Origin of the sequence: Stutzerimonas stutzeri, assembly GCF_024448955.1 — a bacterium.
GTDB classification, from domain to species: Bacteria; Pseudomonadota; Gammaproteobacteria; order Pseudomonadales; family Pseudomonadaceae; genus Stutzerimonas; species Stutzerimonas stutzeri_AQ.
Genome location: NZ_JAMOIH010000001.1, coordinates 179,908 through 195,648, shown reverse-complemented (window position 1 = coordinate 195,648; position 15,741 = coordinate 179,908). Strand labels below are relative to the sequence as shown.

12 protein-coding genes are annotated in these 15,741 nt (G+C 48.8%); 10 read left to right on the top strand and 2 right to left on the bottom strand.

All coding sequences use genetic code 11. The annotated features are described in order from the left end of the window. Positions 1 to 6 precede the first annotated feature (6 nt). The 10 genes from NA645_RS00920 to NA645_RS00875 all read left to right on the top strand — a co-directional run bounded on the left by NA645_RS00920 (position 7) and on the right by NA645_RS00875 (position 11,918). Entirely contained in the window at positions 7 to 1,032 is a 1,026-nt protein-coding gene (locus tag NA645_RS00920) for an NAD-dependent epimerase/dehydratase family protein (protein WP_256047083.1), read from the top strand. Positions 1,033 to 1,063: 31 nt separating this feature from the next. After that, the gene (locus NA645_RS00915) at positions 1,064 to 2,338 is read left to right on the top strand and encodes a lipopolysaccharide biosynthesis protein (RefSeq protein ID WP_256047082.1); all 1,275 of its coding nucleotides are present in this window, start codon (positions 1,064 to 1,066) and stop codon (positions 2,336 to 2,338) included. Positions 2,339 to 2,349: 11 nt separating this feature from the next. Beyond that, positions 2,350 to 3,600, top strand: coding sequence for a UDP-N-acetylglucosamine 1-carboxyvinyltransferase (locus NA645_RS00910; protein ID WP_256047081.1), 1,251 nt, complete (start codon positions 2,350 to 2,352; stop codon positions 3,598 to 3,600). Further along, a complete protein-coding gene (gene murB, locus NA645_RS00905) occupies positions 3,600 to 4,571 on the top strand; it encodes a UDP-N-acetylmuramate dehydrogenase (RefSeq protein ID WP_256047080.1) in 972 nt (323 codons plus the stop codon). The genes NA645_RS00910 and murB overlap by 1 nt, the downstream gene beginning before the upstream one ends. Next, positions 4,568 to 5,731 (top strand): hypothetical protein, encoded by a 1,164-nt coding sequence (locus NA645_RS00900; RefSeq protein WP_256047079.1) that lies wholly within the window; start codon positions 4,568 to 4,570, stop codon positions 5,729 to 5,731. The genes murB and NA645_RS00900 overlap by 4 nt, the downstream gene beginning before the upstream one ends. An 18-nt stretch (positions 5,732 to 5,749) precedes the next feature. After that, complete coding sequence (locus tag NA645_RS00895; RefSeq protein ID WP_256047078.1) at positions 5,750 to 7,120, top strand: oligosaccharide repeat unit polymerase; 1,371 nt, start codon at positions 5,750 to 5,752, stop codon at positions 7,118 to 7,120. After that, positions 7,120 to 8,268 (top strand): glycosyltransferase family 4 protein, encoded by a 1,149-nt coding sequence (locus NA645_RS00890; protein WP_256047077.1) that lies wholly within the window; start codon positions 7,120 to 7,122, stop codon positions 8,266 to 8,268. The genes NA645_RS00895 and NA645_RS00890 overlap by 1 nt, the downstream gene beginning before the upstream one ends. Then, positions 8,258 to 9,208 carry a UDP-glucose 4-epimerase family protein gene (locus tag NA645_RS00885; RefSeq protein WP_256047076.1) on the top strand — a complete coding sequence of 317 codons (951 nt, stop codon included), beginning with the start codon at positions 8,258 to 8,260 and terminating at the stop codon, positions 9,206 to 9,208. The genes NA645_RS00890 and NA645_RS00885 overlap by 11 nt, the downstream gene beginning before the upstream one ends. A 19-nt stretch (positions 9,209 to 9,227) precedes the next feature. Next, positions 9,228 to 9,785, top strand: a complete 558-nt coding sequence (locus tag NA645_RS00880) for a sugar transferase (protein ID WP_256047075.1) — start codon at positions 9,228 to 9,230, stop codon at positions 9,783 to 9,785. Between the two features lie 129 nt (positions 9,786 to 9,914). Next, positions 9,915 to 11,918: a polysaccharide biosynthesis protein gene (locus tag NA645_RS00875; protein WP_256047274.1), complete on the top strand. Its 2,004-nt coding sequence runs from the start codon at positions 9,915 to 9,917 to the stop codon at positions 11,916 to 11,918. A 157-nt stretch (positions 11,919 to 12,075) separates the two neighbouring features. Here NA645_RS00875 and NA645_RS00870 read toward each other — a convergent pair whose 3' ends face one another. Then, complete coding sequence (locus tag NA645_RS00870) at positions 12,076 to 12,720, bottom strand: alpha/beta hydrolase (RefSeq protein ID WP_336605220.1); 645 nt, start codon at positions 12,718 to 12,720, stop codon at positions 12,076 to 12,078. Positions 12,721 to 12,938: 218 nt separating this feature from the next. Further along, positions 12,939 to 15,623, bottom strand: coding sequence for an autotransporter domain-containing protein (locus tag NA645_RS00865; RefSeq protein WP_256047073.1), 2,685 nt, complete (start codon positions 15,621 to 15,623; stop codon positions 12,939 to 12,941). Positions 15,624 to 15,741: the final 118 nt, after the last annotated feature.

Genomic DNA, 15,741 nt, shown 5'->3' with positions numbered 1-15,741 from the left:
AACTTCATGACTCGCTACGAATTCTTGCTGCAAGAACTGCCTCTAAAGCCTAAAACTTGGTTAATAACCGGCGTGGCAGGGTTTATCGGCTCCAACTTATTAGAAACGTTGCTCCGGCTAAATCAACACGTAGTTGGGCTGGATAATTTCGCCACAGGCCACCAGCGCAATCTGGATGAAGTTAAAAGTTTGGTGAGTGCGGAGCAATGGGCGCGATTTAGATTCAATGAGGGTGATATCCGGAACCTAGACGATTGCCATAGGGGGTGCGCAGGCGTGGACTATGTTCTGCATCAAGCTGCCCTTGGTTCCGTACCGCGATCGATCAATGACCCAATTACTACCAACAGCACCAATATTGATGGCTTCCTTAATATGTTGGTGGCCGCTCGCGACGCTCAGGTGAAAAGCTTCACCTACGCCGCGAGTAGCTCTACCTATGGTGATCATCCGGGATTGCCCAAAGTTGAAGACGTGATCGGGAAGCCACTGTCTCCCTATGCTGTGACCAAATACGTCAACGAACTCTACGCTGAAGTATTCGCTAGGACCTACGAATTTAACACCATTGGGCTGCGTTATTTTAATGTCTTTGGAAAGCGGCAAGATCCGAATGGGGCCTACGCAGCAGTGATCCCAAAGTGGATTGCTGCGATGATAGAGGGCAGTGATGTCTTTATCAACGGAGACGGTGAAACCAGTCGCGACTTTTGCTTCATTGAAAACACCGTACAAGCTAATTTACTGGCCGCAACCGAGACGAACGAAGCCGCCCGCAATCAAGTTTATAATGTTGCAGTTAATGGGCGTACTAATCTTAATCAGTTATTTGCCGTTCTGAAAAAAAATCTGATTCGGAATGGAGTTGGTTACGCCAAGGAACCAGTCTATCGTGAGTTTCGCGCTGGCGACGTACGTCATTCACAAGCTGATATCAATAAGGCTCGGTGTTTATTAGGGTATGAGCCAAAATTTGATATCTATAGTGGTGTTGAAAGCGCGATGCAATGGTATATACGCCTTCTTAGTTGATATGATCCTTACGTCGAGTGGGCATAAGAGAATGAGCAATCCTAAGAAGAGAATGCTAAAGAATATGCTTTTACTCTCTGCTGGTGTTGGATCGGCAAAGATTGTAATGCTTTTTTTTATTCCGGTTCTTACAAGAATCTACAATCCCTTAGATTTCGGTTTTTTATCATTAATATCTTCGGCAGCGTTAATTGCAGCCCCTTTCTGTAACTTGCGCTATCCTGCCGCGTTTCCTGTTTTACAAGACGACAATGAAGCGAAAAATCTTTTAATGTTTTCGGTGTGCTCGACATTGTTTCTTGGTTTATTCGCTAGCGCCGGATTACTGGTCGCAGCAAAAATATCTGGTAAGTTAGATGAGTATGATTTAAATGCTTTACCGATATTGTTGTTAGTATATTTGTTTATAGTGGGCGCCAGCTATATAGAAGTATTAAGTTCTTGGGGCGTTAGAAATAGAGCTTTCAGGGCTGTGTCGGTATCATCTTTCATCGGTGCGCTATTTGGAGAAACGTCAAAATTATTGATAGCGTTGATTGCGGGAGCTAAAGTATTTGGGCTCGTGGTAGGGGTGCTGGTCGGTTACTTAAGTGCTCTATTATATTTATTCTATAAATGGAAAGAGAAAGGGTTTTTCGAAAAGGTCAGAGTTTCGAATGCGATTCGCGCGGCAAAAAGCAACTCAAGCTATCCATGTTATCGAATGCCTGCTCAGGTTTTACTTATACTATCGTCACAAGCCCCTATTGTTTTTATAGGATCACTATACGGCATATCTGATGCCGGCCAGTTTTCTTTGACCATGCTAGCTTTAGGTACCCCAATTGCGTTGGTTTCTCAATCGTTATCGCAAGCCTTTTATTCTGAAATAGCTCGATTGGGATCTAGCAGAAGTCAAGAAATATATGATTTAAGCAAAGACATGGTTATGAAGCTCTCTTTGCTGTCTGTTTTTCCGATGATTATTTTATTTAATTTTGGTCCGGATATATTTGGCTTGATTTTCGGCTCTCAGTGGAAGCAAGCGGGCGGAATAGCCTCAATATTATCTGTTTATATGGGTTTGCAATTGGTGGTAAATCCGCTGGTCCATATTTATAATGTTTATGAAGAGCAATCAAGGTTTCTCAAAATCAATTTGACTAGATTTCTAATGGTATGTGCAAGTTTATTAACTGCGTATCTTGCGGGCCTTGATATGTATGGGGCTATAATCTTGTATGCCGTTGGGATATCCATTCACTATGGCATGTTTCTAGTTTTTGTAATTGTTTTTATGAAACGAAAAATTAAACTTTATAGCTAAAGGTGGGCGTCGTGGAAAAACTATTTATTGAGACATCGAAGTTAGAAGGTGTGGTGAATGTTAGTGGCGCAAAGAATAGTGTATTGAAACTCCTTACTTGTTCAATATTAACCGAGGATTTGGTTGAGTTAGAGAATTTTCCAGGAACTTTGTCGGACGCAGAAATTCATCTACAAATGCTGCGTATCCTAGGCAAAGAATGTGTGGTGGTAGAAGATACTGTACGGATTAAGGAAAACTCTATTTTAGCGAATGAGCTTATATGGACGGACCGCTCTATTAGAAACACACTGCTGATTCTTGGCGCGCTAGTTGCGCGCTTCGGTTACGGTAAAGTTCCATTGCCCGGCGGCTGCAAGTTAGGTGACAGAGCTTACGACCTCCATGTGCATGTTCTGCAAGAACTTGGCGCGACAGTTTGGGAGGACGATGACTACCTATATGCCCAAGCGCCAAAAAAAGGTTTGATAGGGGCAGATATACATTTAGTTATAAGGTCTACCGGGGCAACGGAAAATGCCATCATAGCAGGAACACTTGCGTCTGGGAAAACCACCATCTGGAACCCACACATTCGTCCCGAAATTATTGATATGGTTAATGTGCTCAATAAGATGGGAGCACTGATAAGGGTGTACGGCCAAGAGCGTATAGAGGTTGTAGGAGTCGAGAGGCTGCGAGGAGTGACGCATACTGTAATGCCTGACAATATGGAGGCTATTACTTGGTTGGTAGGTGCAGTCATAACTCGTGGGGATGTTGAGATCAGAAATTTTCCAGCAAAGGATCTCGAAGTGGCTCTTATTCATTTAAAGGAAAGCGGAGTAAAGCTATACGTTGAGTCTAATAGCGTAATTGTGAGGGGTGGATGCCCTTATCCCTTAGAAATTAGTACCGGGCCTCATCCAGGCATCAATTCCGACGTCCAGCCAATTTTCGCTGCTTTTGCTGCTTGCGCTAAAGGTCAATCTACGATCGTAGACTTACGTTTTGCGGGTAGATACGGTTATGTGGTCGAAATGGCAAAGATGGGTCTCGCATATGAAATTGTTGGCAATGCTTTAAAAATTCATGGAAGTGGTGATCAACTCTCTGGCGCAAAAGTAAAGGCTACAGATTTAAGAGCAGGAGCAGCCTTAAGTTTATGCGGCCTCACCGCTAGTGGTGTCACGGAAATCAGCGATGCTTGGCAAATTGAGCGCGGATATGACAGGTTTGTGGAAAAGCTACTTCGGCTTAACGCCACCGTAAGGTATGAGTGATGACTACTGTAATGCGGCTGCGGCAGCTGATTGAAGGAACGGTGTCTGAGCATGTCCCTCTTTCCACAATTTCCAGATGGAAAATAGGTGGTTCAGCGGACTTGGTGATAGAACCTAGCTCTCTGCAAGAAGTAATAAGGGTAGTTGATTTATTACGCTCCGAAGCTATTCCGTACGCTATCGTTGGCTCAACGTCGAACATCCTATTTTCCGATAAGGAAATCAACGCTGCAATAATTAAGTTTGGCAAGAATTTATCTAGTATAAATTACGATAGTGAAAAAAAAATTATCAGCTGTGATGCCGGTTGTTGGATGCCCAGGCTTGCCAGGATGGGATTGTCTTTAGGGTGTTCGGACTTTGAACACCTTGTTGGGATCCCTGGTACAGTTGGAGGTGGGGTAGTTATGAATGCAGGTAGTAAACAGCAGTCTATAAGCGAAACTCTAGACCATGTAATTGCATTAGGCTCTGATAATAAGTTACATCGGCTTGAACCTTCCGATTGCGAATTTGATTACCGGCATTCTTGTTTTCAATCTGGAGAGTTTATTGTCCTCCGTGCCTTTTTTAGGCCTATAAATACTGATACCAAAAGAAAAATTCGAGCGAGAATGCTTTCAACTTTGGCCGAAAGAAGACGAAAATTCCCTATTAAGCTTCCAAATTGCGGATCAGTTTTTAAAGCTGACAAAACACAATACAGTAAATATGGTGCGCCAGGTCGAGTTATTGAGAATTTAGGCCTTAAGGATACTGTATGCGGAGGGGCCACTGTTTCGTCTACGCACGCTAATTTTATCATTAATAAAGATAAAGCTACTGCTGTAGACGTCATTAGGCTTGCAAGTTTTATAAAAAATAAAGTAGAAGCCGAAGTTGAATACAAAATGGAATCCGAAATCAAGTATTGCACCGAATTTGGGGTGTTTGTGCCCCTTCATGAAGCTTTCAAATGGCTTTCTGAATGATTGTTTATTTGATCGGTAACTTTAAAGGTTCAAATACTGGTCATGGCGGGCACTACTACTCGTTAAGAGAAATGTTTCAGGCGATCAATCGAAGCGAGGCATCCGCTATTTTCTCGCTCGGGCAAAATTCCCCTCCTGCCTTAGATGGTGTGGCTGGTCACGTGCATATTGAAACAGGTCTGATATTTCAATTTTCAGCTATTAAGAAAATATTATTTTTGCTTAATAGCTTTGAAGAGGCTGTTACAGTCGTCCATGCTTATGATAGTAATGTTGCATATGTGGGTGAAATTCTCGCTTATTTTTTAAAGTGCCCGTTTGTATTAACAAAATGTGGGGGAGGGAAGCCCAGGTTTTTTTATCCTCGAACCTCGAGTTTGGTCGTTTTTCATGAGGCCGATTATGCATATTTTAATAGGAAATTCCCAAGGTCGGAGATAAAACTGATCGCTAATCGTGTGTCAAGGGTTTGTTACGATGAGGCCCGAGCGAATGGGTTGTTTGGCGAAAAGAAAAAACTTTCATTTGTAAGGATATGTCGCATTGGAAAAGCCTATAAGGAAAGTATAATTCAAGCGATGAATTTGACAACTTTTCTTAATGATAATGGACTTGATTGCCAGCTAAAGGTTATCGGTTTCGTAGAAGATGCGGAAATATATGAGCATCTTATAAACAATGCACCCCCAAATGTAGATTTTTATATTACGGCTGCAGCCACAAAAAACGCATCTCGTCTCCTGGGTTACTTTGATGTTGTTTTAGGCTCTGGCAGAGGAGCAATGGAGGCCTTATCTCTAGGTAAAATTGTACTTTTTTCTATCAAAGGCGAAAAATTCCCATGTCTTTACAATGAATTTACGTCTAGTTATGCCGAGATAGAGAATTTTTCCAGCAGAGTTCTTATTCCACATGAGCTAGACGCATACCGGGATCCGAGCTATTTACTAACTTATCTCCGAAGTTCTGATTCTTTGCACAGCCTCCAGAAATTTGCGTTAGATAGCTTTTCGAAAAAATTCGATGTAGACGTTGGTGCTTCAAAGTTGATGGAATTTTATTCCACTCTATCACGGTCCAGTTTTTTATATTTAATGCGCAGCCTAATACCTTCGAAAATCTACCTAATAGCACTAGGTGTTGTAAATGCAATAAGATAGTTAAGGCAAGATATAGTTATGATTAGATTAAGCGTGCCCGCTCTGAGCGATGCATCAAAAAATATACTTTATCTAGCAGTTTCCCTTGTTCAGCTATTGTTAATGTATTGTTTGGTTGATGCGGTTTTTTATGTTGTTAGCATTTGGGCCAATTTTGTAATAGCCATTTTGTTTTTCTTTAACAGGGAGGATGTATTAGACCCAAGGGTGGTGTTTCCAGTTTTTTATTGTATGTATCAAACGTGGTTCCCGTTGTCTGTATTTGTTGGTGCGGACAACGTTTTTAAGACTATTGACGGTCTAGCTTTGAGTTCTAGTCTGGTTTATTCATTTATCGGATTGGTTGCCTATATATTTGTTTGTGGCTTATTTGTTCAAAAGAATAGTGGGAAAAGTTCGTTGATGATTAGAAGGGCGACAAGGCCTGGCTCATCTGGCGAATTGCTGCTGATCGCTGCTCTGCTTGTGGTAGTGCTAATTTGCAGTATTGTAATTTTCAATTCTGGATTTACATCGAAGCGAGAAATTAACGATGGTGCTGGCGTTGAAAAATTCATAAGTGAATTCTCAATGCTTACGTTGACTATAGTGGCTCTATTGAGGGCTGTTCGGCTTAGCATGGATCGACTTAAGTGCGACCCCCTAATCCTGTTGGTAATATTCGTATGCATATTCTATTTGGCATTAACTGGCGAAAGAGATATTTTTTTCAGGCTGATGTTGTGTCTGATGTTAATTTATTATTTTAAAATGAGAAATTTTTCTAAACTGAAATTATTAGTCTTTGCTGTTGGCATCGCTCTTTTGGTGCCTGTTTCTCAATCTTTTAAAGCTGTTATGGTTTCTGGGTTTGTCGGTATTGATTTTGATTTGAATAAGATTTTTTCGAATGAGTTCATTTCTGCATCTAGAAATATTTATTCAGTGTTGTATTTTGAAGCCGAGCGAAATCCGTATCTATTAATCTCCGATATTGGTAGAGCAGTAATTCCATCGATGTTTTTTGGGGAGGATTGGTTTTCTAGTGCTAATACTTGGTTTAATAAAGAATTTTTATTATTGAACGGGTTTAGCGGTCGTACCGGATGGGGCTTTGGTCTAGTCCCGGAAGGATATGTAGTCGGAGGTGTTGGCGGCGTGATCGCTGTTATGTCTCTCACGGCTTTTATGATTTCAATTTGTTATCGTTTGCGGCTAAGGTCTGAATATTTTTTAGTTTTTTACCTGTTTGCTTTTTCTGTTTCCATATATGTGATTCGAGCGGATGTGGCAAACTTGTTGTCTCAGATGTTCAAAATAGGCGGCCTTGCTATTTTTACTGTTTTTTTGTTTGAGCGTACCGTATCGGTTTTATTCACGCAGCTGCGCGTAAATATGGAGAGGTTATAGTGTCAAAAGATGGTTCTCAGATCCTTTTGATGGTCGTTAACGATCCTTTATTTTTTTTATCGCACAGGCTGCCATTGGCAAAGGCGGCGCTCGCTGAGGGTTACAGCGTACATGTCGCAACTATGCCTGGAGCTTCTGCCGATAAAATAGAGCGTTATGGGTTTACTCATCATAAGCTCCCATTCACCAGAAGTGGCGTGCATCCCATTGGTGAACTGGTTGCGTTGATAGCTTTACTTCGTCTTTGCCTAAAACTAAAGCCCACAATTTTGCATCTCGTGACTATAAAGCCCGTATTGTATGGAGGAATCGTAGCTCGAGTGTGTTCGATAAAAGGCGTAGTTGCCGCAGTCTCAGGGCTGGGCTTCGTTTTTACTGCGAGAGAGGCTAAATATTCTATATTAAGAGAATTGGTCAAGCTACTTTATCGAGTAGCTTTAAGTCAGCCAAATGTGCGTGTTATTTTTCAGAATCCGGACGATCTAGCTGAGTTCGTTAAATCTAGGGTTGTCTTTCTTAAGCAAGCGATACTAATAAAAGGTTCAGGTGTCAATCTCGCTGAATATAGCTTCAAATCCGAGAGTTATGGTCAGCCTGCCGTCGTATTTGCGGGCCGATTGTTGCGTGATAAAGGTGTGGTCGAATTTGTATCGGCTGTGCGTATGCTACATGCTCGCGGTGTAAATGCGAGATTTAGGCTTTTGGGCAGTATAGATCTTGGTAATCCTAGCAGTATTCAAGGCGGTGAATTGGAAAAATGGCGGGAGGAAGGTATAGTCGAGTGTCTGGGTTACCGTACAGATATTGCAGAGATATTTGCAGATTCGCACATTGTAGTACTGCCTTCTTATCGTGAAGGCCTGCCAAAAGTCTTAATGGAAGCTGCTGCTTGTGGTCGCGCTGTGGTTACAACCGATGTTCCCGGTTGCCGTGATGCTATCGAGGCTGGTGTAACTGGCCTTCTTGTGCCCGTATATAATATTGAAGCGTTGGCGGACGCGATTCAGAAGTTAGTCGAAAATCCTCAGTTGCGCCAGCGTATGGGAAGAGCCGCGCGCGAGCTTGCTGAGCGTGAATTCACTGTCGAAAATGTGGTCCAGCAACATTTGAATATTTATCGAACGCTAGGAGCGGAGCTTGACATATAAAGTTTTGGTAACTGGCGCAACGGGTTTTGTAGGATACGCGATCTTATGTAAGTTGTTAGAAACGTCCGGCGTTCAGGTTCTAGCTGGCGTTCGGGATGTCAGCAATAATCTGCCAGCTGGGGTTGTCCCTATATATATTGGCGATTTGAGGTACTCGCAGCGTTATGAATCACTTGCTAATGTATCTGTTGTAGTACATTGTGCCGCACAAACGCCTATGCTGGGCGCTCATGGCTCTGGAGCATTACCCGATTTCGAAACGGTCAACTTGGAGGGCACCTTAAATTTGGCTCGACAGGCTGCCGAGGCAGGAGCTCGACGGTTCATCTTTCTTAGCTCAATTAAGGTTAATGGCGAACGGACCAAACCTGGCGAACGCTATACTGCGGGTGATAGCCCAGCCCCTACCGATCCATATGGGGTTTCTAAGAGCAAAGCGGAGCGAGCTCTGAGCTCTCTCGCTCTTTCTACGGGAATGGAGGTAGTGATCATACGCCCTCCGCTCGTTTACGGGCCAAATGTAAAAGGCAACTTCGCTAGTATGATCAATCTGGTCAAGCAAGGTATTCCGCTCCCATTAGGTGCCATACACAATAAGCGTTCCTTGGTTAGTATCGACAATTTGGTTGATCTAATTATCCGATGTATCGATCATCCAGCTGCCGCCAATCAGGTGCTGCTGGCTAGCGACGGCGTGGACCTTTCTACTACCGAGTTGCTTCGTGGCTTGGGAGCGGCAATGGGTAAGCCCGCGCGGTTGATTCCAGTACCTGCTTGCATGCTCCAGTTTGGTGCTACATTGCTCGGCAAAAAAGCGATGGCACAACGGCTGCTCGGTTCGTTGCAAGTGGATATCAGCAAGACCTGCGAGCTGCTGGATTGGAAGCCACCCTACACGGTGGAAGAAGGGCTCAAACGCTGCTTCGAGCGCTCCGCATGAACTATTACCGGATGAAACCGTGATTCGAGTTTTCGATTTTGTTTTTTCGCTGTTGGGCTTGGTAGTCGGCTTGCCAATACTATTGATGCTGACGATCATCGGCCTGTTCGATACCGGCTCTCCAGTCTTTCGGCAGGTGCGCGTCGGGCGTCACCAGAAGCCCTTTACCCTGGTCAAGTTCCGCACCATGAGGGTGGATACGGCCTCGGTTGCCACACATCTGGCCAGCAATGCGTCCATTACTCGTTTTGGTCATTTTCTGCGCAAGACCAAACTGGATGAGCTGCCTCAGCTGTGGAACGTGCTGAAGGGCGAGATGAGCCTGGTGGGGCCGCGTCCGGGGCTGTTCAATCAGCAGGAACTGACTGAAGAGCGTGCCAAGCGCGGGGTGTTTGAGGTTCGTCCGGGAATTACCGGGCTGGCGCAGGTGAACGAGATTGATATGTCCACGCCGGAATTGCTGGCGGAAACGGACCAGAAAATGATCCGGACCCTCACCTTAGTGAATTACTTCAAGTACATCTTCATGACGGTGGCGGGTAAAGGTGCCGGGGATCGGATTGTCCGAAAAGTCTGACGGCCTAGTTCGCTGGAGGCCTGTATTCTCTGGGCGTAGACGAGCCCTAGTCATGTTTGTTTGGCTTTCAGTCTGTTGACGGGCTGAGCGGCCTGGCAGGTCTAAAGGAAGGATAATGTTGTGTTGAGCTTGGCTGAGAATCTGCGTGCCCGTTTGGTGCGCTTACCGCGGCGCTACAAGCGGCTAATCCAGGTGACGACAGACATGGTGTTGGTCTGGGCTGCGCTTTGGTTGGCGTTCGTAGTCCGGTTGGGTGACGCCAAGAATATCGAGCCGTTCAGCGGCCATGCTTGGTTGTTCGGTATTGCCCCGCTGATCGCAATCCCTTTCTTCATCCGCTTCGGCATGTATCGCGCCGTGATGCGCTATTTCGGCAACGATGCGCTGATGGCCATCGTCAAGGCGGTTACGCTCTCGGCGTTGCTTTTGTCTCTGGCGGTATATTGGCGTACGGATGTGCCCAAGGTCATTCCGCGCTCGATGGTGTTTAACTACTGGTGGCTGAGCCTGCTCCTGATTGGCGGCTTGCGCTTAGTGATGCGCCAGTACTTCATGGGTGATTGGTTTTCCCCGGACTCGCTCACTAAGTTCAAAGGCCGCGACGCGGGTTTGCCGAAGGTTGCGGTTTATGGCGCCGGTGCGGCGGGCAATCAGTTGATTGCAGCGCTGCGTCTGGGACGCGCGATGCGTCCGGTTGCGTTTATCGATGATGATCCGAATCTCTTCAACCGCACGATTGCAGGGCTCCGGGTCTATTCGCCCAAGCATATCCAGCAGATGATCGACGAGACGGGAGCGGATGAAATTCTGCTGGCGATTCCGTCGGCGTCACGAGGCAGGCGGCGTGAGGTGCTGGAGACATTGGAGCATTTCCCCCTGCATGTACGCAGCGTTCCTGGTTTTATGGATCTGGCCAGCGGAAAGGTCAAGGTCGAGGATATTCAGGAAGTCGACATCGCTGACTTGCTTGGGCGCGACGCCGTGCCGCCGCAGCAGGCGCTGTTCGAGAAGTGCATTCGCGGCAAGGTGGTGATGGTGACGGGAGCGGGCGGCTCGATTGGTTCGGAGCTGTGCCGACAGATCCTGTCGAACAAGCCTCAAACGCTGCTGCTGTTCGAGCACAGCGAGTTCAATCTCTACAGCATTCACATCGAACTGGAGCGGGCGATCGAGCGGGCTTCGCTGCCGGTCCGGTTGGTGCCGATCATGGGTTCTATCCGTAATCCCGACCGCCTACTGGATGTTATGCGCACCTGGCAGGTGGAGACGATCTACCACGCAGCGGCGTACAAGCATGTACCCATGGTGGAGCACAACGTCGCTGAAGGCGTGCTGAATAATGTGCTTGGCACCATGAACACGGCCCAGGCGGCAGTGCAGGCGGGTGTGGCCAACTTCGTGCTGATCTCCACAGACAAGGCGGTGCGCCCGACCAATGTGATGGGCAGCACCAAGCGTGTCGCTGAAATGATTCTGCAGGCGTTGAGCCGAGAAACAGCACCGGTGCTCTTTGGTGCTGGCGACTCGGTGCATCACGTCAACAAAACGCGCTTTACCATGGTGCGTTTCGGCAATGTGCTGGGATCGTCGGGTTCGGTTATTCCGCGCTTCTACCAGCAGATTCGCAGTGGCGGGCCGGTGACGGTGACGCACCCGAAGATTACCCGTTATTTCATGACCATTCCCGAGGCCGCTCAGTTGGTCATTCAGGCGGGGGCGATGGGGAAGGGCGGCGATGTGTTCGTGCTGGACATGGGCCAGCCAGTGCGGATTGCCGAACTGGCCGAGAAACTGATCCACTTGTCCGGCCTGAGTGTGCGTTCGGAGAAAAGCCCGCACGGGGATATCGCTATCGAATTCACCGGGTTACGGCCGGGTGAGAAGCTGTATGAAGAGCTGCTGATCGGCGACAACGTGAGCCCTACCGAGCACCCGATGATCATGCGTGCCGATGAGGAGTACTTCACCTGGGATGCGCTGCGTAGTGCGCTGGCGAAACTGCTTAAAGCTGTAGAGCAGGATGACTATCCGCAGGTTCGGGTATTGCTGCGTGAAGTGGTGAGCGGTTATGTGCCCGAAGGTGAAATCGTTGATTTGATTTATCAGCAGCGGAAAGTGGGGCCGACGGAGTAGGGTGGTTTGGGCAGGCTATCGCCTGCACTCGCCGCGAGGGTGCGCCTCCTACAAGATCAGAAGCGGTGGACGTAGGTTTTTGATTTTGTTGTAGAAGGGCGGCCCTCGGCGCGAAGCTTTGGTTTTGCTGGCATGCTTTTGCCAACCCCGCCGCGGGCTAATCGACTTGCCGTCTTTCGCAGCGTAACGGGCGATTCCTGTACACACGCCAGGCTTGAGCCCAGCCGTCTGCATGAGAAGCGTCAGCGATGACTTCGCTTTCGATGCAAACAGGCTGTTCCAGGCTTCTGACATAGCTGCGCAACAATAAGGGCGGGACTACTTTGTCCTTGCCACCTGCCAGATGTCTCTGAGGAATTCGTGCCAATGCTGCGCGGTGATCATCCGGATTAAGGGAGCCCGACAGAGGGCTGAGTTGATGCAGTTGCACCCATCGGTTAGGGCTGAGATTACCTGCGAGGGTCTGGATTTGTGCGATATCGTCGCGTCGAGCCGCAAGCAGCATGGCAAGGGCAGCGCCTCCCGAATAGCCAATCAGCTCGTAGTCACGATTGCCATAGCGCAACTTGATTTGGTCGAGTGCGTGCTCAAGGCTGATAACGACCTCATCGGAAAAGCGGCGGTTGGTCCATAGGTCCGGACGGCAGCCGGCTGCCATTACAAACTGGCATGGCCGCGCAAGGTAAAAACTCGGGGTTGGGTCATCGAAAGCAAGACCTGCAACCAGCAGGTTACGCGGCGTAGGATCCAGGCTCGGTTGTGAGCGCGTCGCCCAAGCGTGACCATCGCCTTCGATGTACAAGCGGATTCGGGATGTGGCGATTGGCTTGAGCGGGGTGCTCAATGCCAGGGGAAAGGGCCGGGTGGAAATGATTTCCAACCGATGGTTATGGTGAGCCGCCAGGCTACGCAGGGCCTCCTGCGAAGACTGGCAACCACCGAGCATGGCGCCGATAAGCAGCGCCAGGCCCTGTTTCCAACCGGCGGCTCGCGAATGCGAGCCGAGGTTTTTCGTTTTCATCAGAAGTCGTAACGTACCTTCGCGGTGAAGGTATCGGCATTGAAGTCTGACTTACCGACATAGTCGTAGCCCAGTCCGATGGTGAACTGGCCCAGTCGGTAATCGGCTCCGATACCCGCCTCGTAGCTATTGCGGGCTGGTTTGGCACCGCTGGTCACGAATGGGGTTCCGCCAAGAACGAAGGCCGACGTGCTGCTGGCTTGATCGGCTGCGAAGTCATGATAGGCCATCAGCTTAGCTTGAGGCTCCAACGTTCCACGACCCAGCGGATATTGCGCAGCGACACGCAGGCCCGCGCCAAGCTCGATCACTTCGTAGCGTTGATCTTCGATCGCCAATGCCAGAGTGGCGTTTTTCTCGCGGTAGCTATCGATATCGATCCGGCTGTAGCGGGCAGCCAGGCGCGGTTCCAGGACGAGATTGTCGCTGATGGAGTAGCTGTAGCCACCAGTGATGTTCAACCCGAGCACCGAACTGTCATAGTCGGACTTTGCCTTTTCGCCTAGGACATAGCGCGAGCCTTCATTGCTATTGACGCCGTACGTCAGGCTTGAATCTACGAAGTAACGTCCCAGCTCGTAACCGCTATAGAGCGTGAAGGCATGGCCGTCTACTTCGGTTTCGTTGCCGTTCTCGCTGTTTACATCGGTGCTGAGGAAGCTGTACGCCACACCAAGGGTCAGCTGATCGTTCAGCTTGCCGTCGGCGCCGATGGCAATGCCGCGGCTGTAGGCGTTGTAACCGGCTACGCCATCACGCAGATCCTGGTTGGCATCGCTGTACAGTGCCTGAACCCAAACACCGGTTTCCTGGAGAGCATCACCGGAAGACATACCGCGAATGCTGCTCGTCCGGTTGCCGGTGACGTTGCTAACCAGTGTCTGGCCGGACGTCGCGGCCTGGGTTGCACCGCCGTTGGCTTCCGGGGTGGTCTGTTCAATCAGACGGGCAGCCTGGGTTTCGGTAATGCCATCGAAGGCATTCAGCACTTGGGTAGGCAGCTTGCTGGCGATCTTGCTGAAAGCAACGCCGGCAGCCTGGGCATTCTGCGAACCGCCGCCGGTCGCGATGGTTTCCTTGAATTCCTCTGGCGTCTTGATGATCACGTCAATCATACCGGTTTCCCCTCCATCGGCAGGGGGCGTAGTCGGCTCTCCTCCGCCATCGGTCGGCGGGTTTTGCGTATCGTCACCGCCATCGACCGGAGGGGTGCTTGAGTCATCATCGGCGGGAATCAATCCCCCACCTATCTCGGTCGATGTGATCTTCAGGTCGCTGACTTTAAGCAACTGGTTGCTGCTGACGACCTGCAAGCCTTTATCGATAATTTCTTGTGCCGTTACTAAGCGGTAAGACGAGCCGTTAGCAGCGAAATCTGCACCGTTGGCCTGAAGGATCAGCTTGGAGCCCTGTCCAAACTCGGCGGTTTTGGTGACATTGAGCACCGGTTTCGTCGCCTCGGTCGCATTGCTCAGGTTCAGGCCGATAGACGAATCTTTCGCAACGACCAGATCGCCATCGATCGAAGTATGGGTGCCGAGCAGTTCGATGTGACCTAGCGCCGCTTCGTGGCCTTCATCGGGATTGGCATTCACACCTACGCGTACGGTCTCATCGTCGCCAACTTCAATACGCGAACCGTCAAAAATTACGGAGTCGGTAATCTGGACATAGCCATCCAGGCCAAGGATATCGCCTTGGATTTTGCCGCCGCTCCATTCCAGATCGACCTTGTTACCCTCAGCATTGATAGCGGCGTCTTGCCCGCTAATCAGGCCGCCTTCATGGTAAATCTTGAGGTAGTACTCTTGCTCCTGTTTGCGAGCGTCAGATACTTCGAAGTCACCAATCACAATCGCGGTGGAATCGGCCTCGATGGTGCCGGTGTTCACGATGCTGTCGATAACGCCGCCATCGATTTGGATACCGTCGGCATCAACACCATTGGCGATGATAGAGCCATGGTTCTCGATAGCGGAAACAGATGCCCGCTTGCTCCAGTTCCACTCTGGTTGCTCGTTAGTGGTGACATCGATGGCGTCTGCGCCAATCCCAGTCACTTGAATCAAGCCGTTGTTGATCAAGCGTCCATCGATTTCGCTGCCCATGAGTTGAATCGCGGTTGCATTGGCGCCCTCAGCGATGATTTTACCGTCCGCTGTATTCACCACATCTTTGTGAATTTCCGAATCACCTGAAATTTCGATTGCGCGAACGCCGTCGCCTTCCAGCACGTTACCGGAAACATGCACAGTTCCTTCGTTGATCAGGCTGCCGTGTACGATGGCGGGATCGACGAGGATTCCTGAGGCGCCCGCACCGGCCACCTGAATGGTGCCCTTGTTGACCAGATCGCCGTAGATCTGAGTGGCCGGTCCCATGGAAGCCCAGTCTTCATCGTCACCGGACATGCTCAGATCGACACCGTCAGCGTTGTCGCCCTTGGCGTTGACAGCGGCCTCCAGCAGCAGGTCTTTTTTGAAGATGACGCTGTTGAATTCGATAGCGTCAACGTCACTATTGGCGCTGGTGAAAGATCCTCGAACCTCTACTGTGTCTTGGAAGGTCGTGTTTTCCTTCACAAGGCCAGCATTATCCAAAGTCAGTGTTTGCGCGTAGATGGGAAGCGCGGCACCAGCGACGGCGATCGCCAGTAGAGTCTTACGAAAAGCAACAGCGTTCACGATGAATTCCTTTCTGATTTTTCGTTCTGCTTCCATGCATCAGCGTATGCGCCGCCATGAAAGCAGCGCCATTATGATGGCATTAATAGCTTTGTGCTATCACCGCGGCTTGATTCGG

Coding starts and splice junctions, on each gene's coding strand:
- NA645_RS00915 (WP_256047082.1), top strand. CDS start 1,064: ATGAGCAATCCTAAGAAGAGAATGCTAAAGAATATGCTTTTACTCTCT.
- NA645_RS00900 (WP_256047079.1), top strand. CDS start 4,568: ATGATTGTTTATTTGATCGGTAACTTTAAAGGTTCAAATACTGGTCAT.
- NA645_RS00920 (WP_256047083.1), top strand. CDS start 7: ATGACTCGCTACGAATTCTTGCTGCAAGAACTGCCTCTAAAGCCTAAA.
- NA645_RS00895 (WP_256047078.1), top strand. CDS start 5,750: ATGATTAGATTAAGCGTGCCCGCTCTGAGCGATGCATCAAAAAATATA.
- murB (WP_256047080.1), top strand. CDS start 3,600: ATGACTACTGTAATGCGGCTGCGGCAGCTGATTGAAGGAACGGTGTCT.